Origin of the sequence: Bacillus sp. ISL-39, from assembly GCF_018613295.1 — a bacterium.
GTDB lineage: Bacteria > Bacillota > Bacilli > Bacillales > Cytobacillaceae > Mesobacillus.
In genome coordinates, this window is the sequence record NZ_JAGGQM010000019.1 from 127,605 (window position 1) to 151,272 (window position 23,668).

Sequence of the window (23,668 nt, forward strand, 5' to 3'; positions counted from 1 at the left end):
GGCGGGAGGGGAAAATATGTCACGTGAAAAAGGAAAGGTTATCCATGTAGATAAGCTTACAATTCATGCCAAAGAGGTTGAAATCATTCAGGAAAGGTCAAGGGAACACCATGAGGGAAGAAGGCATCCCTTGGATTTCTTTGGTCATAGAAGAAGGCATGGTCGTGAATTGGGTGAAGAGAAACACATTGAGCATGAGAGCAGTTCAGTTGAGGGAAGAAATGAAGGACACAGAGGGCCAAGGTGGCTTTAGAAAAACGAGCGACTTGAAAAATTCAATGTTCTATATAATTGCAGGAAATGCTATTTAAATTGGCCTTTCCTGTTTTTTTGTTTAAACGATAGTCTAATGACAAGCAGTTTTGGGTAACGAGCCTTATTGGTGCACCATTCTATTCAGAGGAGGAAACAGGTCACATAAAACCTGAATATGTGCCCAGTCTCTGTCCAAGAAGAGGAAACGGGTCACATAAACCCTGAATATAGGTACCTGTTTTTTTTAGACGCTATTGATCTTTGTGGTGCCCTATTTTTTGTTATCAACAAGCTTAACTTGGTGACTGTATTCGGCAAGGATCAAGCAAAAGGAGATATAGTGATTCATTGGGATTCAAACAAATGCAAGGGCATATATTATCAAAGATTCTAATATTAGGAGGAATCTATATTGTCTGGACATGAGTTCGGTCTGCCGGAGATATTTGAACATGAAGCACAGGGTTATTTAGCGACTGTGTACCAGGATATTCAGCATGTCCTGAAAGTGCCAGTGGTTAATTTTATTTTTAGAACACTAGCATTTTATGAGGACTTTCTTGGTATCGCCTGGCAGCAGGTTCGGCCTAATATGCTGACCGTTGAGATGGAAGAGGCTGCACATGAAATCAGGTACCCTGATGTTTCTTTGAAGTTACCTTCAGTTGATTGGAGGAAAATCTATGATGATGAGACTATCCAAAAAATCAGAAAGATTATTTTTACGTTCAATTATGTAAACCCTAAATTACTGCTAATCGCGAGTGCCTGGTCAGAAAGCTTGGGCAGCAGACCGATTGAAGGGGTTGGGATGAGCAGTGGATTTATACAACCAGGAATTATTCCTGGGCTCCCTAAAATAAGGATGGTTAAGATTGAAAAAGCAGCTCCTCAAGTCCAGTCTTTGCTTCTTGATATTATTAAACAGCATCATGCCTACGATGCTGCCAGTGATTACCGCGCTTTAGCAAATTACCCTCAGTTCTTGTCCATTGGCTGGAATGCACTGAAGCCTTATATTGGTTCAAAAGAATATACATTATTAAAAGAAAGAATTAAAACAAAATCGATTGAATCTGTCCATAACTCCATGAGGTTTCCAATATCTTTTAGTACAAATGATCTTGCCCAATACTATTATCCAAGGGATATTGCAGGAATACTGGGAATCGTCTCCATGTTTCAGGATCTGCTTCCAGGTCTGATTATTGAAATGGAGGTATTTAGGCAAATGATCCGTTAGGCTTTTTTTTCTTTCTCCACGAATATCTTTTTTCAATAGCACTATAGAACCCCACCCAGTTCTTAATGAATAAATTGCATGTAGTTGCCAATATGACCATACAGTTATATTGGAGTGTAATTGGCACAATTAGGGAGGTTATGCAATGAATCACTGGGAGGAAATACTCCAAGCACCGGGTCTGAACAAGGCAAAATATAAGCTGGTACCGGGCGGCCGATATTTTAAATTGACAGTGAGCCCCCTGCAGCAGAAAATTTTAAAGGAAGTTACTCTAGATATCGTTGGGTATAATAATTCTTCACCTGGACCTTTAATTATAGTGAATGAAGGGGATAAGGTCTTTATCGAAGTGGAAAATCGATTGAGTGAAAAAACAGCGCTTCATGTTCACGGTTTATCGAAGCCGAATGTTATGGATGGTATGCCGGAAATAGAGCCTACTCCTTTTATTGAGCCAGGAAAATCGTTTAGGTATGAATTTATCGCATGGCAAAGCGGAAGTTTCTTTTATCATTCATCAAATCCGCTACAGGAGAGTAATGGGTTGATTGGGGGATTTGTTGTACTGCCGAAGAACCAAGTTGAAATTCCACACCGGGACTACCTGCTGCTGATCCAGCAGTGGGAAATTGATCAGCCTCCAGTTGGCAAGATAGAACCCGGATTGTTCACGCCAAAAAACTTTAACAGGAACCCAAATTTCTTTACGATCAATGGAAAGTCCTTTCCTGATACATCTCCATTAACAACAAAGTATGGAGAACGGGTAAGGTTAAGGTTCATTAATAATGCGAACATGTCCCATACTATGCATATTCACGGACATGATTTTGCGATTGTTGCAGAGGATGCGTTCAAGAGAAAGAAAAGGATGATGGATACAATCAATCTGCCTTCAGGTAAACGGTTTGATATTGAATTTATATCAGCAAATCCAGGTGTTTGGCCGGTTAATGGAACGAAGCCTTTTCATAAAACCAATAATGGTGAATCACCAGGTGGAATGCTTACCCGGTTAATCTATAACTGACAAACTGAAGGATGCAATCATAAATACAAATACTAGAACTAAGAATATGTCATTTAGAATGATACAATGTCGTAAACGGACATACCGAAGCCAGAAAGCTGAGAAAGTGTCCGATAGATTAAACTATCCAATACTAAACTTCTACAATAGAAACTTCTACAATAGAAACTTCATTATTATATAAAAACAGCTTGCAGACCATTATTGTCTGCAAGCTGTTTAATTAATCCTTACGCCGGTGCGTCAAGTTCATCATCTTCAACGCGTTTTTCATGGTGTTCGACGTCTTTGCGGGCGTTGAAGCGATCAGCTTTTTCCAAGGTTACTGTTATGTTGTAGTCCGGAATACCGGCATATTTTTCATAGCGGCCTCTTGGCAGCAGGAAGTTTCCTTCGGGGAAGTGGACCTGGACGTTACCCCGTGAAATGTCTACGAATTTAGCTCTGCCCTGGAAGACGCCGAAGCCGTTGTATAGAACAATTCCTTCACCTTCGGCAATGCTAAGGTCCTGTCCGTCTTCTGCATTCATCAGGACATCATAGCGTCCGGCGCCGTTAAGCGGATCTACTTCATTGTAGACCATGGAATTGAATTGTTTTCCACGGCGAGAGGTAACGATGAATTGTCCTTCCTTTTTACCTAGTTCAGGGATATCAACTGAAATCAGATTTCCTTTTCCGTCAGAAGTAGGGCAGATTCCATCCTCACATAACCAGGCTCCGCCCCACTGGAACACATCTCCTGCTTTTTTAAGATGTTGTATGCCGTCATAATTAGGATTCGCCAGTGCGATTTCATTCCGTATCTCCTGTGCATCTTTAAAATCAACCAAATGCGCAGTTTCAGGCTTTACCCGCTTAGCTAAATCAATGTAAATTTTCCACTCAGCGCGAGCTTCTTCAACCTGATTCTTGTTGCCTTCGATTTCCGGGCTGAAATATACCATTCGCTCAGTTGAAGTGGATGTTCCGCCGCCTTCCTGTTCATAACGAGTCTTCGCAGGGAGGATAATGACGGCTTCCTTTGCATCAACAAGGGTAGAAGTATTCAGGATGATATCCTGATGGACACGAATCTCGAGTTCAGACAATGCTTTTTCCACAAAGTGTGGGTCTGGCATTGTTTCGAGGAAATTACCTCCAGATAAGTAATACATTTTGATTTTGCGTTCATGCTCTTCAGGAAGCAAAATATTCTCGAGGGTCACCCCGACGATATCGCCTTGCCAAATCGGAAGCTCGAATCCCCATAGGTCCTCAATTCGCTTAATATTTTCACCATAAAAATCTCCTCCTGGAAGAACGAAAGGATCAGCACCCATTTCGCCGCTGCCCTGAACAGAAGAGTGTCCGCGGAAAGGCATCAGGCCTGCGAACTTTCGGCCAAGGTGTCCCCGAAGCAGCGCAAGGTTCGCCACTTGTGAAATATTGTCTGTTGCGAAAGAATGCATCGTCAAACCAAGTGCCCAGGCATAAACTGCATTCTTGCTGTTAGCGAGCAGTTCCGCCAACTCGATAATGCGTTCTTTAGAAATGCCAGAAGATGTGACAATATCTTCCCATTCTTGCTCCTGAACCTTCGCTTTCAATTCCTCAAAACCGTTCACATGCTCTTGAACAAATTCATGATTAATGGCTGAACCGTGCCTGATTTCCTCCATATCAAACCAGTGCTTCATGATTCCATGCATGAAAGCAATGTCCCCGCCGATATTGACCTGGTAAAAATCATCCGCAATTTTCGTGCCAAAAAGAGCGGATTCTGGATTTGAAGGAATCCAGTACTCATCCATTGCCGGTTCTTTATACGGATTGACGACGATGATTTTTGTTCCTTTTTTCTTTGCTTCCAGCATGTACTTAGAAGAAACCGGAGAGCTGTTCGATGCAACACTTCCCCAGAACAACAAGACATCAGTACCAATCCAGTCCTGGTAATTTGAAGTGGAAGCCCCAACACCAATCGAGCGTTTTAAAGCTGTTTTTGAAGGCGAATGGCAAATCCGGCTTGCATTGTCAATATTATTCGTACCAAGAAAGCGGGAGACTTTTCCGGCTACATAGTAAGATTCATTGGTAATCCCTCGGCTTGTCAGGTAAAAAGCGTACTGTTTTGGGTCCAGCTTTTTCGCTTTCTCTGCAATCATATCCATTGCATCATCCCAGGCAATGCGGGAAAATTTCCGCTCACCCTTCCTGCGGATCATTGGATAAGGGATACGTCCCAGCTTACGCAGCTGGGTGCTGTCATATTTTCTTAGTTCATCTATATCAGCATGAAGAATCTCCGGCTTTATTGCCCCGGCAGTATTCAGCCTGAGGACATTCAATCTTGTCGTACAAATATGCGGGCCTGTCAAAGTCTGGTCTTGCAACCCTGATACACCTAGTGCACAACCATCACATACTCCTTTGGTCAGGATGTTGGTCGCGTAGCCGAAGTTATCCCGATTGTCCCAAAGGGTTTTCATGGTATCTCTTATATGTTTCGGCTTCACCTTGCCAAGCCCGAAAGGAATCGGACTTACCCAGTGCTTTGGTGCAGGCATTGCCGCTTTTTTCTGTGGTCCTGGATGTTTTGTTTTACCCAATTTGAAACACTCCCATTTATAACAATCTTTAAGTCTATAAAAAAAACCACCGTAAACCCGAAGCCGATGCTCCAGGTTCAAACGGTGGTTAGTCTTTAGCAGGTTCGCTGCCAAGTGCCATACCTTATAAGTTACTGAATTTTTCTTGAATGTCCTCATCAAAAACAAAGATGGACATTCCAAAATCACGATCGATATCTATATCTACAAAAAGTTCTACCAACTTGCAGCCGAGAAACTCTTCCATTTCCACTGGAGGATTCTTTCGGTACATTTCTTTAACCATTTCTGTTCTTGCGGCCCTAAGTGCCTGTTTTCCTTCATTGGCCGATGCAATGAACTTTTCTACGGGTGAAAGGTTTCCTTCCATTTCGCAGATTGCCCATTTCTTACAGAAGGTAGTGGTTATTTTGCTTGGCCCTTTGCCCATATGCTTTTTGCGAAAGGATCGGACCAGATTGCTGAATTCTGCCTCGTATTTATTCATATTATCCTCCTGTCATCTATACAGGTTATAAGACGATAGGTATTTTACCATATAGAGAGGCAATTAGAAAAGCGCTGGAGCTAGACAATTCTTTAAGTGATATATAATTCTTCAGATACTATTAAAAGTATTAACCAGCAAGTTTTTCATTTGCTTCAATTTGTTTTCGAAGCTTATTGATGTCGCGGCGGATTAAAATAGACACCGCCAGTGCAACAACGAACAGTCCGCTAAAGAAAGTCAGGCTTGTTCCATAGCTTCCAGTTGTATCCTTCATCCATGCTGCGAACATTGGTCCAGCCAATCCTGCAGCCGCCCATGCAGTCAGGATATAGCCGTGTATCGCGCCTAGCTGTTTTGTTCCAAATATGTCACCAATGAATGCTGGGATGGCTGCAAAACCGCCGCCGTACATTGTGTAAACTACTGCAAGCATGACCTGGAATAAGAATGCTTCCTTTGTATGCGGCAGCAGCATGAACAAGACAATCTGTGTTGCAAAGAAAATTGTGTATGTGTTGGGGCGGCCGATATAGTCAGAAATCGAAGCCCATGCGATTCGTCCAAATCCGTTGAAGAGACCTAATACTCCAACCAGTGCCGCTGCCTCTGCAGTAGTTAAGCCAATACTCTCTTGAGCTAAAGGTTTTGCAGCTGACAGGATCGCGATGCCGCAAGTAACATTGATGAAGAGCATGACCCATAGATAGTAAAAACGCGAAGTCTTTATTGCTTCATTCGCTGTAAGCTGGGAAAGATCTTTCTTGACTTTCACTTTTCCTGATTCAGCTTTTTCCCTAAAGCCTTTTGGAGCCCAATCAACAGGCGGCCTTTCGAGGTACAGGGATGACAGTGTCATGATAATAAAATAAGCCGCACCGAGAATGTAAAATGTATTGGCAGTACCTACGGATTTAATCAGAGAATCCATGATTGGGCTGCTGATCGCGGCTGCGAAACCAAATCCCATGATGGCAAGTCCTGTGGCAAGTCCACGTCTGTCTGGGAACCATTTTACCAAAGTGGAAACCGGGGCTATATAACCCACTCCCAGGCCTATACCGCCTAAAACACCATATGTAATATACAATAATGGCAATGAACCGAGATTGACCGCCAGGCCTGAGCCTAAAATACCTGCTCCGAAAAAGGCTGCTGCCAGGAGTCCAGCTTTTCTTGGACCGTGTTTTTCAACAAAATGCCCGAGGAACGCTGCGGATAAACCTAAAAATAAAATGGCAAGGCTGAATGTAAATTGTACTTGCTTGGAAGTCCAACCGAACTCCTCGATTAATGGGTTCGTAAAGTTGCTCCAGGCATAAACAGACCCAATGGAAATATGGATTCCCACTGCTGAGGCTGCAATAAGCCATCGATTCTTCGTTTTTTTCATGCTTTTTCCCCTTTCCTTTGTTTGTTTTTGCATATGGCCAATAACTGCAACAATGAAGTGGCTGGAATCTTTTAAACTGCAAAGCTCTTGATTCCAAGTTCGATATGTATACTATTGCCGTTCTCTTGCAGAGCGAGCACCTTGAAAACAGAAAACCGTCAATCTTTCCAAGCCCGCCATAAAGAAAACGGACATTGACAGAAAAATTGACGGTTAGTACTAAGCAGGTATCGCTACTTACGGACCAACAGTTAATCGCTTACATTTCCGTTACACCTTAACCGATGACAGGGTCGCTATCTCGAATCAAAATGTGACAGAATAGTGAACTTCGGGAAAATTTTATCATCTTAGAACTTCAGATGCAATATATTTTAGGTTGTTAAATCAATTTTACACTATTGTTGTGTTGTAAATTTTTCTTGTGAAAAAGAAAAGAATGTGTTTAGATTTTAAGTATTCTCAAATTCTTAAAATTCAGGTGACGGCTATGTTAGAAAATATGAGTGATAAATATACCATAACAAAATATCAGGATGGACAATTTCTGGATGTAGAAGATAGCATCGTAAATGAATTCCCATTGACCATTTATGTTAATGACATGGAGTTTGCAACCATGGTTTGCACTCCTACACATTTTGAGGAGATGGTTGTCGGTTTTCTGGCATCTGAAGGGGTTATCCGTTCCTACAATGACATTCATTCACTTAGCATCGATGAAAGCAGAGGGTATGCCTATGTTATGCTAAAAGTGAATATGACGACAAACCAGGAGTATTATTCAAAACGCTTTATTGGATCCTGCTGCGGGAAGAGTCGTCAATTTTATTTTCACAATGATGCCCGGACAGCAAAAACTTCAATGTCCAAAACAACCATATCAGCGACTCAGAGCATTGCACTGATGAACCAGATGCAGAACAGCTCACAGGTTTTTATGGAAACTGGAGGAGTGCATAATGCAGCTCTTTGTTCACCTGATGAAATGATTGCAGTGCGCACGGATATTGGGCGGCATAATGCATTGGATAAATTATATGGATATAGCATTTTAAATAGGGTGCCAGTACGAAATAAAATCATTGTATTCAGTGGCAGGATTTCTTCAGAAGTACTATTGAAGGCTGCGAAGATCGGGGTAGGAATCGTCCTGTCTAAATCAGCGCCAACAGACCTTGCGATCAAACTGGCTAAGGATTTAAATATAACCGCTGTAGGATTTATCCGTGGAAAATCCTTCAATGTGTATTCCTGTCCCGAAAGAATTATTGATTAAATTCTCCTTTAGTGGAATATTGATGTATATATTTTCGTTAAGTTTTTTATAGAGCAAAAGGACTAAAAGCCAGGGGCCGTAATTCGGTTCCTGGCTTTTCTTAGTATAATGTATTTTTTTCGCGTATAGTGTCGGACAAGCAAGAATACGGAGTATGCCAGAGGATATGCCGGGAAAAAGGAGGCTCGCTTAGCTGAGTAGGCGAGAGCCTTGCAAACAGGAGTATTTCGTGAATTATCAGATAATTTACGTTTTGATTGAATATTACAATATTGTTACAATTATCTGCATAAACAAATATTCACATCCGAGGGCAATATTCAGAGGAATAGGAAATATGAATGAATTCCGACATTAATAGTTTAAATGTTTGGGAAGTGGGTATAAAAGCTTTAGGGCGAATGTTGCGGTTTTTTTTATACATAGGTTATAAGGACCGTTTAACAGAATAAATATTAAAGAAGTAGAGATTACGAGGGGGAGTTTTAAACAGTGAAGAAAATTTTAACTTTATTCATTTTGATGGTGACCATTGCAGGTCTCCTGGCTGCATGTGGCAGTGATGAAAAAGCATCCGGCGACGGCGGCATGAAATTGGCTGAGGAAGGCAAATTTACTTTTGCTTCATCTGGTGAATTCAAGCCATTCAGCGTCACGAACGGTGAGGGCCAGATGACAGGTTTTGACATCGATGTTGCCGAAGCAGTGGCAAAGGAAATTGGTTTGGAACCAAACCAGAAAAAGTTCAAGTTTGCCAGTATTGTTGAAGGTGTAAAGTCAGGGCGTTTCGATGCGGCTGTTGCGAGCCATACCATTAATGAAGATCGCTTGAAGCACGTGGATTTCTCCACACCATACTACTATTCTGGACCTCAGATTTTCGTCAGACCAGATAGCGATGCTGAAAAACTTAATGACCTTGAGGGACTGGAAATTGCCGTTTCAAAAGGTTCTACCTATGCAAAGACTGCTGAAGAAGTGACAGATAATATTGTGCTTTATGACAGTGACGTAACTGCTTTAGAAGCGTTAGCCAATGGAAGACACGACGCTGTTATAACGGACTTTATTACAGGGAAAGAAGCGATTGGTGCTGGTCTTGAAATTGAAGGCAAAGAGCTTCTTGGCCGAAGCGAGCAGGCAATTGCCATAGCCCAAGACAACGATGAATTACTGGAGAAAGTCAACGAGGCATTGGAAACTTTAAGAGAAAATGGAACGTTGAAAGAAATCAGTGAAAAATATTTCGGTGAAGACATTACAGTTAAACCGGAGTAATAAGTTGTCATCTGGAGCGAATGTGCGGTATAACTGCACATTCGTTTCTGCTTAAAAATGATGTTTACCAAGAACGATAATAGAGCCCACAGGGAGTTGAATGAATTTTGCCAAGTCTATCGCATGTTATAGAAGTCTTTTTTGACACGTATGATATATTCCTCAAAGGCATGCTGCTCACATTGCAAGTTACAGCAGTTTCAATTTTAATTGCTATTTTCATAGGATTGTTTTTTGCCTTTCTTAAAATCTCTGGCATTAAAGTATTGGAATGGATCGCAAATGCCTATATCTATTTGGTCAGAGGAACCCCATTGATCGTCCAGATCTTTATTTTCTACTTTGGAATGACCAATTTAAATATCTCCGCTTTCTGGTCCGTTGCCCTTGGACTAGCATTCCATAACGGTGCCTATATCGCGGAAATTTTCAGGGGAACAATCCAGTCTATTGACAAGGGACAAATGGAAGCTGGCCGTTCACTGGGAATGAGCAGAGTTCTTACCATGCGGAGAATCATCCTTCCACAAGCATTCCGCCGCGCCCTGCCGCCGCTAGGGAATCAGTTCATCATTGGCCTCAAGGATTCATCATTAGCAGCTTTTATCGGAATGTATGAATTATTCAATGTTGCGACAACAAAAGGTGCAAACGATTTTGACAATATGACATACTTGCTTATTGTTGCTGTGTACTATCTATTCCTTGTTTACTTGATATCTGCTTTGGTTGGACTGCTTGAGAAGAAACTTTCGGTAAGTGATTAAGGGGGAATTTGTTTTGGATGGAAGAGATATGATCAATGTGAAAAAACTGAATAAATCATTCGGCGACCTTCATGTATTGAAGGATGTTGATATAACGGTAAAAGAAAGCGATGTTGTATGCCTGATTGGGGCTAGCGGCTCAGGTAAAAGTACCTTGCTGCGCTGCCTGAACTTCCTGGAAATCAAGGACAATGGACAAATCATCGTTGAAGGTGAAGAAATTAACGCAGAATCTCATGACCTGAATGAAGTGCGCCAGAAAATCGGCATGGTTTTTCAGCACTTTAACCTGTTTCCTCATAAAAATGTGATTGAGAATATTATTGAGGCACCTGTCCATGTAAAGGGTGTCAGCAGGTCGCAAGCGATCAAGGAAGCAAGGGAGCTGCTGGGAAAAGTTGGCCTTTCAGATAAAGAAAAGGTCTATCCATCTAAGCTTTCCGGCGGTCAGAAGCAGCGGGTGGCGATTGCGAGAGCACTGGCGATGAAGCCTGATATCATGTTGTTCGATGAACCTACATCTGCACTTGATCCGGAACTTGTCGGGGAAGTACTGGCGACCATGAAGGAACTTGCAGAAGAAGGCATGACAATGGTAGTTGTCACACATGAAATGGGCTTCGCACGCGAGGTAGCTGATTGGGTTGTCTATATGCACGGAGGACGGATCGTAGAAGTTGGTCATCCTGAAGAAATATTTGAAAATCCAGTTGAAGAACGTACACGTGAGTTTTTAAGCAAAACATTTTAATGAGCGGACGCTTAGGTTCTCTAAGCGTTCATTTTTAACTTATTAAAGGCTTAGTTTTGCGGTGAAAGAAACGTAAAACGTGTTTCACGATGGATAATTGAGGGAAAAAGATTGCAGAATAATTACATGGCAATATTTCAAGACATGCTTTCATCCCCTTTTCCAATCTACTTACTTACCCTGAACGTACATGAAATTTATTTACATATCTGAAAAAATGCATATTTATTGGAGGCTGACATGATCAAGAATATTTTATCAAACTTTGTTTTTTCTGTGTCAGCTGCGGTGATTTTGTTGTTCGTCGTAGTTGGGGCTATTGTGCCAAAGAAGTTTGGTGCAGTGGCTGGAGAGTTGTTTAGTTTTACAACTGTTAATTTTGGCTGGTTCTACTTGCTAGCAGTATTTATTATTGTTTTGTTCTTAATAGGACTGGCTGTCAGTAAATATGGTGCCATCAGGCTTGGCGGTGAAGGGGAACGGCCTGAGTTTTCTTTCTTTACCTGGATTGGCATGCTTTTCTCAGCCGGTTTTGGAGCCGGGCTCGTTTTCTGGGGAATTGCTGAACCAATGAGCCACTTTTTCAACACTCCATTTGCTGATATAGAAGGAGAATCAAGGAATGCAGCCAGAGTCGCAATGGGCTACTCATTCTTCCACTGGGGAGTCAGCCAATGGTCGGTTTTTGCAATTGTGGGGTTAGTAATCGGATTCCTTCAGTTCCGCAAACAAAGAAACGGGTTGGTATCTACAGCTCTTGAGCCGATTACCGGCACAAAACCCGCTGTTAAAAATACAATAGATACACTGGCCGTAGTGGCAACTGTAATGGGGATCGCAACGTCTGTCGGGCTTGGTGTCCTGCAGATGAATGGCGGTTTGAACGCTGTGTTCGATACTGGAAACTCGATTGGCATTCAAATGATCATTATTTTAGTCATTTTCATTGCCTATATGATTTCATCTTCAACCGGGCTTGATAAAGGGATTGCAATGCTCAGCAACTTGAATCTCGGGATTGCGATTGTGCTTTTGTTATTCGTATTGATTGCTGGTCCTACAGTTTTTATCATGGAAAGCTTTACACTGGCAATTGGTGACTATTTCGCAAATTTCATCCAATACAGCCTTAGGCTTCAGCCATATCAGGAAGGTACCTGGACAAGGGATTGGACAATCTTTTATTGGGCATGGGCGATTGCATGGTCTCCTTTTGTTGGAGCGTTCGTTGCCCGTGTTTCAAAGGGAAGGACAATCAGGGAGTATATTTTTGGAGTCATGGTGATTCCGCCTGTAATTGCCTGCCTCTGGATTGCAGCCTTCGGTGGAACTGCTTTATGGAATGACCTGAATTACGATACAGGGATTGCTGCAGCAGTAAACGAAGATTTAACCTCTGCTTTATTCAAGACTTTTGAAGTTCTGCCCATGACGTCAATTTTATCGATCTTATCGATCATTTTGATTTTCACCTTCCTGGTCACGTCCGCAGACTCAGCTACCTATATTCTTGCAAGTATGACGACATCAGGAAGTTTGAACCCTCCAAGATTCGCGAAAATCGTCTGGGGTTCACTAATGGCAGCCATATCTGCCGTGTTGCTATACGCTGGCGGGCTCGAAGCATTGCAAACCGCTTCATTGATTGCCGCACTTCCCTTTACAGTCTTGCTTCTGCTGCTGATGTTCGCGATTCTTAAACTGCTGAAAAAAGAACCGCTGCCAATAAGACCGGCAGATTTAAGGAGATTCAGGAGATTAGAGAAGGCAGCGAGCAAGGATACAAAGGAAAAGTAAAATGACGAAGTTAGCCGGAGCCTCCATGATGGAGACTCCGTTTTTTTTGTAATGGTAAGAACGCATGAAACTTGTTCACTCATTTGTGTATCCTCCCCAAGCGCCTGTGTTTTCTTTAAGCTTAATTGTGATTTAAGAAAAATTTAAGAATTAGTTTAGAAACAGTTTAGAATTAATGGTTACCCTTTGCTTGTAAGATGATTTAACGATTTTGAGGAGGTTAAAGAAATGAACATGAAGGCGCTGGCTGTAATAGGAATTAGCGGGGCAGTCATGCTCGGCAGTGTGTATTCGATTTCGGCGAATACGTCAGGGTATGAGTTGTACAAAGATGCTTTAAAGAAAACACATCAATTGGAAAGCACGACGACGGAATTCAGTATGGACCTAATGGAAAATAGCAAGGAAATTTATAGTTCAGACACGACACTCATGACAAACCGTCTTGGAAAAACAATGGAAGGAAGAACCACTGTTTCGAATGGTGAAACCGCAAGATCTTATGAGATATATCGACAAGACGGGAAATTCCTGGTAAAAAAGGACAACGAAAATAAAGTGTATTCAATGACATCAAATGGCCGGGTTCATGGAACAGGGTCAGACAGGCTGGAACTCAAGGAAGACCTGGAAAAGCTGGTGGATGTCCTGACAAAAGACCTTCAGCAAAAGATGATTGTCAAAGATGGCAAAAGTGGTTCCAAGGAAGTAATCCTTAACCTGTCAGAATCTGAAATACCAATGGCAGCCAATGTTGTTACGTCCTTAATGCTTAAGCATGCTGCCATGATGAATGACCGTACGGAATTTATGGAATCAAGCTTTCATGATGTGAAAATGAAGTTTCCTGAGTTAAAAGAAGATATTGTCATTAAGTCAGCCGATGTCAAAGCTAGAATAAGCACCCAGAACTTTGTAGATGCACAAGATGTAAAAGTGTTAGTGACAGGCAAGGATGAACAAGGAAAAGTCCATCAAGTAAGTTTAGCAATCAGCCTGGACCTGAAAAATGTGAATTCAACCAAAGTAGGGACGCTTGACCTAACGAATTTGACCATTGAAGAAGTGAAACACGGAAAAGCACATCATTAATAACTTGCTGCAGAAGGTGAGATGTATGGAAACAGTTCTTAAAGTGTCCGATATTGGCAAAAGGTTTAAAAATGGGCGTGGAATAAACGAAGTCAACTTCTCGATTAAAGAAGGCAACGTCTTTGGCCTGATTGGTCCCAATGGTGCTGGCAAGACTACTTTGCTGAAGGCTATAACTGGTCTTCTAAAACCTGATTCTGGTAAAATAATGATTTTTGGCAGGGATCTTGAAGAAGACTTTAAGTCTGCGATCAGGGATGTAGGAGCAAATATAGGTTCCGGGAGCATTTATTCACATATGACCGCCTGGCAGAACCTGAAAATGATCATCAGGTTTTATCCGGAGATGCCCCTTTCCCGAATAGATGAAGTATTGCATTCAGTAGGCTTGAGCCAATATAAACATGAAAAGGCATCATCTTACTCAATGGGAATGCTTCAGCGCCTAGGGTTAGCTGCCGCCCTGCTTCCAAATCCTAAGCTGATTGTTCTCGATGAACCCGCAAATGGTCTTGATATAGATGGGATGATCATTTTCAGGAATGTTGTTCAAGAGCTGTCGGAAACAGGAGTCACTTTCCTTATATCCAGCCATCTCACCGCTGAGCTTGATAAATTCTGCACCCATTTTGGCATCCTGATCGACGGGGAGCTACAGTGTATTATTGAAAAAGATTTAATACCGGCAGGAAAATCTATTGAAGACCTCTATGTCGAAAAGATAGGAGGCGTTCGTATTGCGGGAATTTGCTAGCAATACTCGTAATGAAATCGATAAACTTATTGCAAAGAGAAGTGTACAATATTATTTTGTACTTGCGGCAATCCTGCCAATATTAATAGGAGTTGCATCCATAAGAATCCAGGCAAATGATATGATCACCTTGACTTCTCTTAGCGTCAATTTTTTTATTATAAATAGTTTCCTGCTTGTCGTTCTTCCACTGTTTATCTTTATGTCCAGTTCGGAACTATTTGCAGGAGAATGGGAAAAAGGATCATTGTTTCAAGTCAGGCCAATAACCCGAATGGAGATATACCTTTCCAAAGCTTCAGCTATAACGGTGCTGACTTATATGCAGTTGCTAGTAGTTTGGGTCTCTTCTCTAATCACTTCCATTGCTCTGGAAAAAACGATTGTTTGGAACGAGGCAGGTATACTATTCATCTCTTTGCTTGTTTCAATTATACCATTGGGGGCGATCGTTTCTTTCGCTGCATTCATTTCCCAGTGGTTTAAGAACGGTCCTGCCTCATTGGCAAGCTGTATTTTTCTGTATGGTTTAATGGCTGTATTGCCATTTGCCTTTCCAAAGTTCTTGCATCTTTTTCCAACAGCTTATATGGACTGGTATCAGCAGTGGCTTGGAAATGTGAATGTTTTATGGCTTGGGCAATCTTTCATCTATTTGTTCTCCTTCAGTTCATTGTTTTTGACTGTCGGCTATTATATGTTTAAAACAAAGGAACTATAGTGAAGGTGTTAACATGACTATTAAATATCGACTGATATTATCCTATCTGGCTATGATCTTTGTGCCTATGATTCTTTTTTTTCTGGCGGGCTTGCTTCTAATGTTTCTATTCCTTGGTGATATCCGCGAGGTCAGTGACCTGATGCCGGAAAGTCATGGTTATAAAGAAACGACCAGCGAGGATGCAAAGCTATTTGGTCAATTGAAGGAAAAATCCTTTGTTGATCCAAAAGGGCTGGCTAGTGTTGAGTATTTATCAGATATATCTGCTGAATTAGAACAAGATGGTATTTTCACTGTCTTGCGTCAGGGAAATAAGATCATTTATTCATCAAATAAAACTGCTCACCTGTCTGCTTCTGATCTTCCTGGATATGGAGTATCCTCAACCTCCCGTAATATCGAAAAAATCAGGAATGATAGTTATTATCTGAGACAGCATGATTTTTACATTCCTGAACAAGGGAGTGCTTCGTTATTTTTAATAAAGGACGCCAGCCCACTCACCAGGCTGATGCGTACATTTTATCCAATTCTTTTTGTCATGCTGATACTAATCCTTATTATAACGAACGGATTACTAACCTATTGTGTATCCAAGAGCATCATCCAGCCAATTGAACAGTTGAAGGAAGCAGCCAAGAAAATCAAAGAGGGAGATCTTGACCATACCATTATCGTAAATGGCAGAGATGAACTTGCTCAGTTGAGTGCAGACTTCGAAGAGATGAGAAAGCAGCTGAAAGAATCTGCAGAGGTGCAAGCCCAATATGAAAAGAATCGGAAGGAATTAATAGCGCATATCACTCATGACCTTAAAACGCCGATCACATCCATTAAAGGGTATGTAGAAGGGATTCGGGATGGAGTTACAAACTCTCCTGAAAAACTGGAGCGCTATCTTCAAACGATCCACCAGAAATCAATTGATATGGATTCTTTGATCAATGAATTATTTCTTTATTCAAAACTTGATTTAAAAAAACTGTCTTTTGATTTTGAGGAAGTCGATTTAAGGGATTATTTGATAGATTATCTTGAGGAACTGGCTTTTGATCTGGAAAAGAAGAATGTGAAGCTATTTTTTGAATGTAACGCTGCGGAATCATATCAGGTGAGCATCGACCGTGAAAAGTTGAAAAGAGTGTTTTCAAATATCATTGATAATAGTCTTAAATACATGGATAAGGAAGAGAGAGCAATCATCATTTCTCTTTATCAAGATCAAAATGAAGTCATCCTTGAACTGGCTGATAACGGTCCAGGAATCAGTAATGAGTCACTCCCATTCATCTTTCAGCAATTTTACCGGGAAGAGGGATCTCGTAACAAACAAACAGGCGGCAGCGGTCTTGGATTGTCTATCGCTGGCATGATCATTGATGAACATGGAGGCACCATCAAGGCTGAAAGCAGTTTCGGGACAAAAATCATTATTTCTTTGGAAAGGTATGTGAGATCATGAAAAGAATCCTTATCGTTGAAGATGAAATGAGTATAGCTGAACTTGAACGGGATTACTTAGAGATCAATGGTTTCACAGCTGATATAGCAAATGCCGGTGATAAAGGCATGCAGATGGCCTTGGCCAATGAATATGATTTAATACTGCTTGATGTCATGCTTCCAAATATAGATGGTTTTGAAGTGTGCAAAACAATCAGAAAAACGAAGGATGTTCCAATCATGCTCGTGACTTCAAGAAAAGAGGACATTGATAAAATCAGGGCCTTTGGATTGGGGGCTGATGATTATGTGGTCAAACCTTTTAGTCCAAATGAATTGATTGCGAGAGTCAAAGCCCATTTAGCCAGATATGAAAGGCTGGTGGCAAAGCATCGCGAACCGGCACATACGGATATCTATATTCGTGGACTGCATATTGACCGGTCAGACCGCAGGGTGTATGTAAACAATCGGAAGACTGTTTTTACGACAAAAGAATTTGATGTACTGACATTCCTGGCGACTAACCCTAATCAGGTTTTTAGCAAGGATCACCTGTTCGATCGGATTTGGGGGTATGACAGCATGGGTGAAATCTCAACTGTAACTGTTCATATTCGAAAAATAAGAGAAAAAATCGAAATTGATCCATCCAATCCTGAATATATTGAAACCATTTGGGGTGCGGGCTATCGCTTTAAAGCATAAAGAGAAAGGAAGTAACAAATGATCCACACTCATATTACCGCATGGGTGTTAGCCCTTATAATATTCATAGTAATTAGATTTTTGAAACAGAAAGACAAGAACACGAAGGTTTTGCATATGATTCTCCGGGTGGTCTACATTGTGACACTAGGAACTGGCCTTATGCTCATTTTTGAATTATATCAGATTTCATTTTTATATATTTTGAAGACAGCATTAGGAATGTGGATGATTGCCGTACTTGAAATGATCCTTGTAAAGGGTAAGAGAAATGAAAGTGTTAAACATTTATGGATTCAGTTTTCTCTTGTCTTGGCCATATTGCTTTATCTTGGTTTTAAATTACCGCTGGGCTTCCACTTTTTTTCATAATGACAAATGATAAACTTGAAACGCTGCAAACTGGCAGCGTTTTTTTGTATCCCAACATCAATCTTCTATGTATGTATTGAAAAAATAGGGAATATAATGGAAAGTACTTTATATTTGGGGATTATTACCGATAGACTTATTGAATGAAGGGGGATAATGAATGGACTTAACTATTAATCAATTAAAAAAGAAATCTCTGGAAGCATTAAAAGGGAAGTGGGGCATAGCAGTGCTCCTAACGTTCCTGGTATTTTTGATAACGACCTTTGTACCGATGATTGCTGAAATAGTCGCTAGCGGAGGATTCATGACTTGGGCCAACCAGACAGAAACTTCGGGTATAGCCTCCCTGACCAACATCTTTTTTTCTTTACTATTTATTCCTCTGTCGGCTGCGAGTTATTGGTTTTATCTTGTGATTGCCAGGTGGAATGACCCAAAGATTTCACAGGTGTTCGCTGTTTATAAAGACTGGGAACTATCCCTGAAAGTTATTGGAACAGCTATCCTGGTGGGCATTTTTACAATGTTATGGATGTTGTTATTATTTATTCCTGGACTGATAAAAGGCATTTCCTACTCACAATCGTTCTTCTTGTTAAAGGACAATCCGGAATATTCAGCGCTGGAAGCAATAACGGAGAGCAAAAAGAGGATGAAAGGTTATAAATGGAAGTTCTTTCTGATGAACTTGAGTTTCATTGGCTGGGTATTTATCGCGATTTTCACGCTCGGAGTAGGATTCCTATGGCTATCACCATATATATCAACAACCAATGCTAACTTTTATAATGAATTCATTTTTACACAAGGTAATGAGGAAAAAGAATCAGCAGACTTAGTTATATAATTTGCTTCTGTATTAATCAAACTTTAATAAGTAAAAAATTATTGATGAGCTAGTATAAGGCCCTAATAATGTCTGCGCTATTTTTCTACAAAATATTTTAAAACTTTTGAAACTAAAACTTATGACAAACGTATTACATATCAAGAAATAATTGGAATAAGGAGGATGCTTTGTACGATTTTAGCAAGGGGTGAGGAAAATGGAGCTGTTTGGCCTGCCATTAGAAACAATCTATTTTTATGGACTGGTCATCTCAGGTGCGGTCACGATTCTTTATTTGTTTTTTGGTGATGCTCTTGAGGGACTGACAGAAGCAATTCCTATTGTGAATCCAACATTAATTTTTTCCTTTGTTGCGATTTTTACAGCAGGTGGGTATTTAGGTGAAGTTTTTACAAAGCTGCACAGTGTTCTGATTGCGGCTGCTTCTGCAATTATTGCTCTTATTCTAGTAACTTTGCTGAATGTTTTTGTGCTGATTCCACTATCCAATGCCGAGGAATCCCTCGTGTACAAAGAGAGTGATTTAAGAGGGAGAATCGGAACCGTCATCACTGGTATTCCGGGCGACGGCTATGGTGAAGTCATGATTGAGAATATCAGCGGCCGTATCTCTAAGCCGGCAGTCAGTTTTACAAAAACAGAAATACCTTATGGAAAAAAAGTATTGATTATCGATATTGAAGATGGAGTCCTGCAGGTCAAGTTGTATGAAGAGTTAGAGACTTATATTTAGGGGGAAAAGGTATGGATCTTATGTTTATAGTTATTGGTTTTGTTGTATTCCTTGTTATCGCTATGATAGCCGTTTTCATCACCAAGTATAAAACGGCTGGACCAGATGAAGCTTTGATTGTTACCGGCAGCTTCCTTGGCAGCCGCAATGTTCATACGGATGAGTCGAGCAACAGGATAAAAATTATTCGTGGAGGCGGCACGTTCATCTTCCCGGTATTCCAGCAATCCCGTCCGCTCAGCCTGCTCTCAAGCAAGCTTGAAGTCACTACACCTGAAGTGTACACAGAACAGGGTGTTCCAGTCATGGCAGATGGAACGGCGATTATTAAAATCGGAGGTTCCATCAGTGAAATTGCTACTGCTGCTGAGCAATTCCTTGGAAAGTCAAAAGAAGACCGCGAGAATGAAGCAAAGGAAGTATTAGAAGGGCATCTGCGTTCGATTTTAGGATCGATGACTGTAGAAGAAATCTATAAGAACCGTGATAAGTTCTCGCAGGAAGTTCAGCGTGTTGCTTCACAGGATCTTGCAAAAATGGGACTTGTCATAGTGTCATTCACGATTAAGGATGTGCGTGATAAAAATGGGTACCTTGATTCCCTTGGTAAACCTCGTATTGCCCAGGTAAAGCGTGACGCTGACATCGCCACTGCAGACGCGGAAAAAGAAACACGTATCAAGAAAGCGGAAGCAGATAAAGAAGCGAAAAAGGCTGAATTTGAACGCGCGACTGAAATCGCCGAAGCAGAAAAAATTAATGGTTTGAAAGTTGCTGAATACCGCCGCGAGCAGGATAGTGCCAAGGCGAGAGCTGACCAGGCTTATGATTTGGAAATGGCGCGTACGCAGCAAGAAGTTACCGAACAGGAAATGCAGGTCAAAATCATCGAGCGTCAAAAGCAAATCGAGCTCGAGGAAAAAGAAATTCTGCGCCGTGAGCGCCAGTATGATTCCGAGGTCAAGAAGAAAGCCGATGCGGACCGTTATGCTGTCGAGCAATCCGCAGCAGCAGATAAGGCGAAGCAAATCGCTGAAGCAGATGCAAATAAATACCGTATTGAAGCAATGGCTAAAGCGGAGGCAGAAAAAGTCCGTATGGATGGTCTTGCGAAAGCGGAAGCAGAAAAGGCGAAGGGTGAATCAGAAGCTGAAATCATCCGCCTGAAAGGTCTTGCCGAAGCAGAAGCAAAGGAAAAAATCGCCGAAGCGTTCGAACAGTTCGGCCAGGCCGCAATTCTCGACATGATCTTGAAAATGCTTCCTGAATACGCGAAGCAAGTTGCCGCACCACTTGGAAACATTGATAAGATCACCGTTGTCGATACTGGCGGCAGTGACTCTAATGGCGGAGCAAACAAGGTCACAGGCTATGCGACTAATTTAATGGCAACACTTCAAGAGACCCTTAAAGCTTCATCAGGAATCGATGTGAAAGACTTAATCGAAAACTTCTCAGGAAAAGCAAATGTAAGACACAGTATCGATGCATTGACAGATGAGATTCGCGAAAACAAGCCTGAAAACAGGATTGAAGCTGTAATAAAGCAGGAAGAATAGAAGGGAAACCCGTCTGGAAACCAATTTAAACCGTTCCGATTTGAGGTGCATATCCTATAAAGGACAACAAAAATGGCGTGTAAACTGACAACAGTTTTCACACGCCATTTTTTGTTTTTATGGTTTTTTTGACACTATTAATTTGATGCTGGAAAGGTATTAATATCTACCCTATATGATTCTCCGTCTATTTCAGGATTTACAATAATCACAAAGTCTGGCAAAGCTTCATTTTTAGGGGTTCCATCAGCCTTCTTCATGTTAGGTTCATCATCCCAAGCAATCAAATGAACGGTTGCACTGTAAGTTCCTCTTGGAATGCGCAACTCTCCAATGTTTTCATCTAGGTTATTGCAAACATATTCTATCCCACTAATACATACTGAACCATTGCTAACAAGGCGGTATTTTTCAGAGGAAACTGTAAGATACTTTCTTTCGCGTTCAGTTAGTTGTTGATGGGACTCTATGGTACCTATTCTCATTTCGAATTCAAAAGCACCATCTGAATTAATATTGATCGGCACCAAACTACCTCTTCTAATATGCTCCAAAATATCTCTGTCTTCGAGAAGTTGTTCCTCCCACGAATCAAAATCTTTAACACTTGCAAAACTCGAAAAATCCCAAACACAATGCATTCCTGAATCCGTTGTAAGAGCCTTTCTAATTGTATTAATAAACATATTATCCTCCTCTAACTCCGCATAGACTTAAACAAAGTATATGTGTTTATTTCTCTTAAAGTGTCATCTGAATTGACACCCCAACTGACACTTTATCTGACAGTGAATTCTAAGTTGACAACAATCATTGTCTAGTAATTTTATTATGTCATTTCAACTGTCATTTTTCTATAAAAGCCCATAAAACCTTTGTATAAAAGGAAAACGGCACAGGTCAATTCCTGTGCCAATTTGTATGTCATTTAATTAAAATGCACCTCAAAACGGAACGGTTTAAAACCAATTTCAGGCGGGTTTTTGCATTTACATTCAGGGGGCATAACAACGAATGAGACGGTATTTTATTTAGGAGTTAACGATTGATAACGCCTTTTAACTTAAAAATTAACGATTGATATCGCTTGTAATCTGGAAGTATATTAGGTCCCTGCGTTGAAGCGAGATAGGAAACTGAAAAAGTTAACAAAATATTCACAAAAAACGAAGGCAGTTTGGATTAGAATAAGCTTAAAGGAAGGAAGTGGACTATGTTACTTAAAAAAAGAAGTGAATCGAAGGAATTAGTTGTAATGCGCTATCTGAACATGCGAATGGAGTTCTCTGCAAAGGATAAATTTCATCTTGCGAATTTGGAAAAGGGGTATAGAGGGGAGGTTGAATTTGATCGGCTGACTGAAAACCTCTCTGAGGAAAGGTATATTATAGATGACCTACTGCTACAGGTAAATCATTCTTATTTCCAAATTGATAAGGTAATAATCTCTGGGGGATTGATCCATCTATTGGATGTGAAATATCACGAAGGTGATTTTTACCTGGAATCAGACAAATTCTACTCCGTGGCGAGTGGCAAAGAATACAAAAATCCAGTCATACAATTAAAGCGAAGCGAGACGCTCTTTCGCCAACTGCTTCAAAACCTCAAATTAAATTACCTCGTCCAGGCTTCAGTCGTTTTCAACAACCCAGAATTCACCCTTTATCAAGCCCCGATGGACCTGCCAATCATTTTACCAACCCAAATTAATCGCTTTTTAAAAGAACTTAACGATGCACCTTCCAAGATGGACGAGAATCATAAAATACTCGCCCAAAAATTGCTTTCATTACACCATGATAAAAATCCGTATACCACTTTACATGAATACGATTATGAACAATTGGAAAAGGGCATGCATTGCAGGGAGTGTGGGTCGTTTAATACTTCCATTGAAATGCAGGGTTTAGTCTGTGGCAGGTGTGGGAACTCCGAACGAGTGGAACAAGCAATCGTACAGAACATAGAGGAATTCAGGCTATTGTTTCCTGAAAGAAAAATAACGACACAAAGCATCTACGAATGGTGCAACAGGACGATAAATAAAAGAAGGATAACCAGAGTGTTAAAGAAGTACTATAAAGCAGTCGGGAATACATCGGATACTTATTACGAATGAAATGATCGAGATATTCTCTAAAAGGCACACTAGCAGCAAAGAGGAGGGATGGGGTTCGGACAAAACAGGGAGCCAAAGCCACGATTTTGTCTGAAGTAGGTGCAGGTTCGGACAAAACAAGGAAGCGCAGCCGTAATTTTGTCTGAAGTAGGTGCAAGTTCGGACAAAAGAGGGAGCCAAAGCCGTAATTTTGTCTGAAGTAGGTCCAGGTTCGTACAAAACAGGGAGGCAAAGCAACGATTTTGTCTGAAGTAGCTACAAGTTCGGACAAAACAAGGAAGCGCAGCCGTAATTTTGTCTGAAGCAGGTGCAGGTTCGGACAAAACAGGGAGGCAAAGCCACGATTTTGTCTGAAGTAGGTGCAGGTTCGGACAAAACAGGGAAGTGCAGCCGTAATTTTGTCTGAAGTAGGTGCAGGTTCGGACAAAACAGGT

General features: G+C 41.1%; 22 protein-coding genes. 18 read left to right on the top strand and 4 right to left on the bottom strand.

The window, feature by feature from the left end; all coding sequences use genetic code 11:
* Positions 1 to 16: 16 nt before the first annotated feature.
* The 3 genes from J7E37_RS14970 (at position 17) to J7E37_RS14980 (ending at position 2,531) form a co-directional block, all read left to right on the top strand.
* Positions 17 to 253, top strand: coding sequence for a hypothetical protein (locus tag J7E37_RS14970; protein ID WP_214776752.1), 237 nt, complete (start codon positions 17 to 19; stop codon positions 251 to 253).
* Positions 254 to 667: 414 nt separating this feature from the next.
* Complete coding sequence (locus J7E37_RS14975; RefSeq protein ID WP_214776527.1) at positions 668 to 1,498, top strand: halocarboxylic acid dehydrogenase DehI family protein; 831 nt, start codon at positions 668 to 670, stop codon at positions 1,496 to 1,498.
* 145 nt (positions 1,499 to 1,643) lie between these two features.
* Positions 1,644 to 2,531 (top strand): multicopper oxidase family protein, encoded by an 888-nt coding sequence (locus J7E37_RS14980; protein ID WP_215024727.1) that lies wholly within the window; start codon positions 1,644 to 1,646, stop codon positions 2,529 to 2,531.
* Between the two features lie 230 nt (positions 2,532 to 2,761).
* On the opposite strand, the gene J7E37_RS14985 is transcribed toward J7E37_RS14980, so the two are convergent.
* The 3 genes from J7E37_RS14985 to J7E37_RS14995 all read right to left on the bottom strand — a co-directional run bounded on the left by J7E37_RS14985 (position 2,762) and on the right by J7E37_RS14995 (position 7,002).
* Positions 2,762 to 5,122: an FdhF/YdeP family oxidoreductase gene (locus J7E37_RS14985; protein WP_215024730.1), complete on the bottom strand. Its 2,361-nt coding sequence runs from the start codon at positions 5,120 to 5,122 to the stop codon at positions 2,762 to 2,764.
* A 124-nt stretch (positions 5,123 to 5,246) separates the two neighbouring features.
* Positions 5,247 to 5,609 (bottom strand): Na-translocating system protein MpsC family protein, encoded by a 363-nt coding sequence (locus tag J7E37_RS14990; protein WP_214776524.1) that lies wholly within the window; start codon positions 5,607 to 5,609, stop codon positions 5,247 to 5,249.
* 130 nt (positions 5,610 to 5,739) lie between these two features.
* Positions 5,740 to 7,002, bottom strand: coding sequence for an L-lactate MFS transporter (locus J7E37_RS14995; protein WP_214776523.1), 1,263 nt, complete (start codon positions 7,000 to 7,002; stop codon positions 5,740 to 5,742).
* A gap of 490 nt (positions 7,003 to 7,492) precedes the next feature.
* On the opposite strand from J7E37_RS14995, the gene fdhD reads away from it, so the two are divergent.
* The 14 genes from fdhD (at position 7,493) to J7E37_RS15065 (ending at position 21,112) form a co-directional block, all read left to right on the top strand.
* Complete coding sequence (fdhD, locus tag J7E37_RS15000) at positions 7,493 to 8,281, top strand: formate dehydrogenase accessory sulfurtransferase FdhD (protein ID WP_214776522.1); 789 nt, start codon at positions 7,493 to 7,495, stop codon at positions 8,279 to 8,281.
* A 522-nt stretch (positions 8,282 to 8,803) separates the two neighbouring features.
* On the top strand, positions 8,804 to 9,559 hold the full coding sequence (locus J7E37_RS15005) for a transporter substrate-binding domain-containing protein (RefSeq protein ID WP_214776706.1): 756 nt from the start codon (positions 8,804 to 8,806) through the stop codon (positions 9,557 to 9,559).
* Positions 9,560 to 9,666: 107 nt separating this feature from the next.
* Positions 9,667 to 10,326: an amino acid ABC transporter permease gene (locus J7E37_RS15010; protein ID WP_041968211.1), complete on the top strand. Its 660-nt coding sequence runs from the start codon at positions 9,667 to 9,669 to the stop codon at positions 10,324 to 10,326.
* A gap of 28 nt (positions 10,327 to 10,354) precedes the next feature.
* On the top strand, positions 10,355 to 11,077 hold the full coding sequence (locus tag J7E37_RS15015; protein ID WP_214776704.1) for an amino acid ABC transporter ATP-binding protein: 723 nt from the start codon (positions 10,355 to 10,357) through the stop codon (positions 11,075 to 11,077).
* 240 nt (positions 11,078 to 11,317) lie between these two features.
* Complete coding sequence (locus tag J7E37_RS15020; RefSeq protein ID WP_214776521.1) at positions 11,318 to 12,874, top strand: BCCT family transporter; 1,557 nt, start codon at positions 11,318 to 11,320, stop codon at positions 12,872 to 12,874.
* Positions 12,875 to 13,102: 228 nt separating this feature from the next.
* Positions 13,103 to 13,966 (top strand): hypothetical protein, encoded by an 864-nt coding sequence (locus J7E37_RS15025; protein ID WP_215024733.1) that lies wholly within the window; start codon positions 13,103 to 13,105, stop codon positions 13,964 to 13,966.
* Between the two features lie 25 nt (positions 13,967 to 13,991).
* Positions 13,992 to 14,720 (top strand): ABC transporter ATP-binding protein, encoded by a 729-nt coding sequence (locus J7E37_RS15030; RefSeq protein WP_215024736.1) that lies wholly within the window; start codon positions 13,992 to 13,994, stop codon positions 14,718 to 14,720.
* On the top strand, positions 14,704 to 15,441 hold the full coding sequence (locus J7E37_RS15035) for an ABC transporter permease (RefSeq protein WP_215024739.1): 738 nt from the start codon (positions 14,704 to 14,706) through the stop codon (positions 15,439 to 15,441). Before J7E37_RS15030 ends, J7E37_RS15035 begins: the two co-directional genes overlap by 17 nt.
* Positions 15,442 to 15,454: 13 nt before the next feature.
* The gene (locus J7E37_RS15040) at positions 15,455 to 16,906 is read left to right on the top strand and encodes a sensor histidine kinase (protein WP_215024742.1); all 1,452 of its coding nucleotides are present in this window, start codon (positions 15,455 to 15,457) and stop codon (positions 16,904 to 16,906) included.
* Positions 16,903 to 17,595, top strand: a complete 693-nt coding sequence (locus J7E37_RS15045; RefSeq protein ID WP_214776515.1) for a response regulator transcription factor — start codon at positions 16,903 to 16,905, stop codon at positions 17,593 to 17,595. The genes J7E37_RS15040 and J7E37_RS15045 overlap by 4 nt, the downstream gene beginning before the upstream one ends.
* A gap of 18 nt (positions 17,596 to 17,613) precedes the next feature.
* Positions 17,614 to 17,967 carry a YisL family protein gene (locus J7E37_RS15050; protein ID WP_215024745.1) on the top strand — a complete coding sequence of 118 codons (354 nt, stop codon included), beginning with the start codon at positions 17,614 to 17,616 and terminating at the stop codon, positions 17,965 to 17,967.
* A gap of 160 nt (positions 17,968 to 18,127) precedes the next feature.
* The gene (locus tag J7E37_RS15055; protein ID WP_215024748.1) at positions 18,128 to 18,817 is read left to right on the top strand and encodes a DUF975 family protein; all 690 of its coding nucleotides are present in this window, start codon (positions 18,128 to 18,130) and stop codon (positions 18,815 to 18,817) included.
* A gap of 199 nt (positions 18,818 to 19,016) precedes the next feature.
* Positions 19,017 to 19,553 (top strand): NfeD family membrane protein, encoded by a 537-nt coding sequence (locus J7E37_RS15060; protein ID WP_215024752.1) that lies wholly within the window; start codon positions 19,017 to 19,019, stop codon positions 19,551 to 19,553.
* 11 nt (positions 19,554 to 19,564) lie between these two features.
* Complete coding sequence (locus J7E37_RS15065; protein WP_215024755.1) at positions 19,565 to 21,112, top strand: flotillin lipid rafts scaffold protein FloT; 1,548 nt, start codon at positions 19,565 to 19,567, stop codon at positions 21,110 to 21,112.
* Between the two features lie 137 nt (positions 21,113 to 21,249).
* Here J7E37_RS15065 and J7E37_RS15070 read toward each other — a convergent pair whose 3' ends face one another.
* Positions 21,250 to 21,798: a hypothetical protein gene (locus J7E37_RS15070; protein WP_215024758.1), complete on the bottom strand. Its 549-nt coding sequence runs from the start codon at positions 21,796 to 21,798 to the stop codon at positions 21,250 to 21,252.
* Positions 21,799 to 22,325: 527 nt separating this feature from the next.
* Here J7E37_RS15070 and J7E37_RS15075 point away from each other — a divergent pair.
* Positions 22,326 to 23,234, top strand: coding sequence for a nuclease-related domain-containing protein (locus J7E37_RS15075; RefSeq protein WP_215024761.1), 909 nt, complete (start codon positions 22,326 to 22,328; stop codon positions 23,232 to 23,234).
* Positions 23,235 to 23,668: the final 434 nt, after the last annotated feature.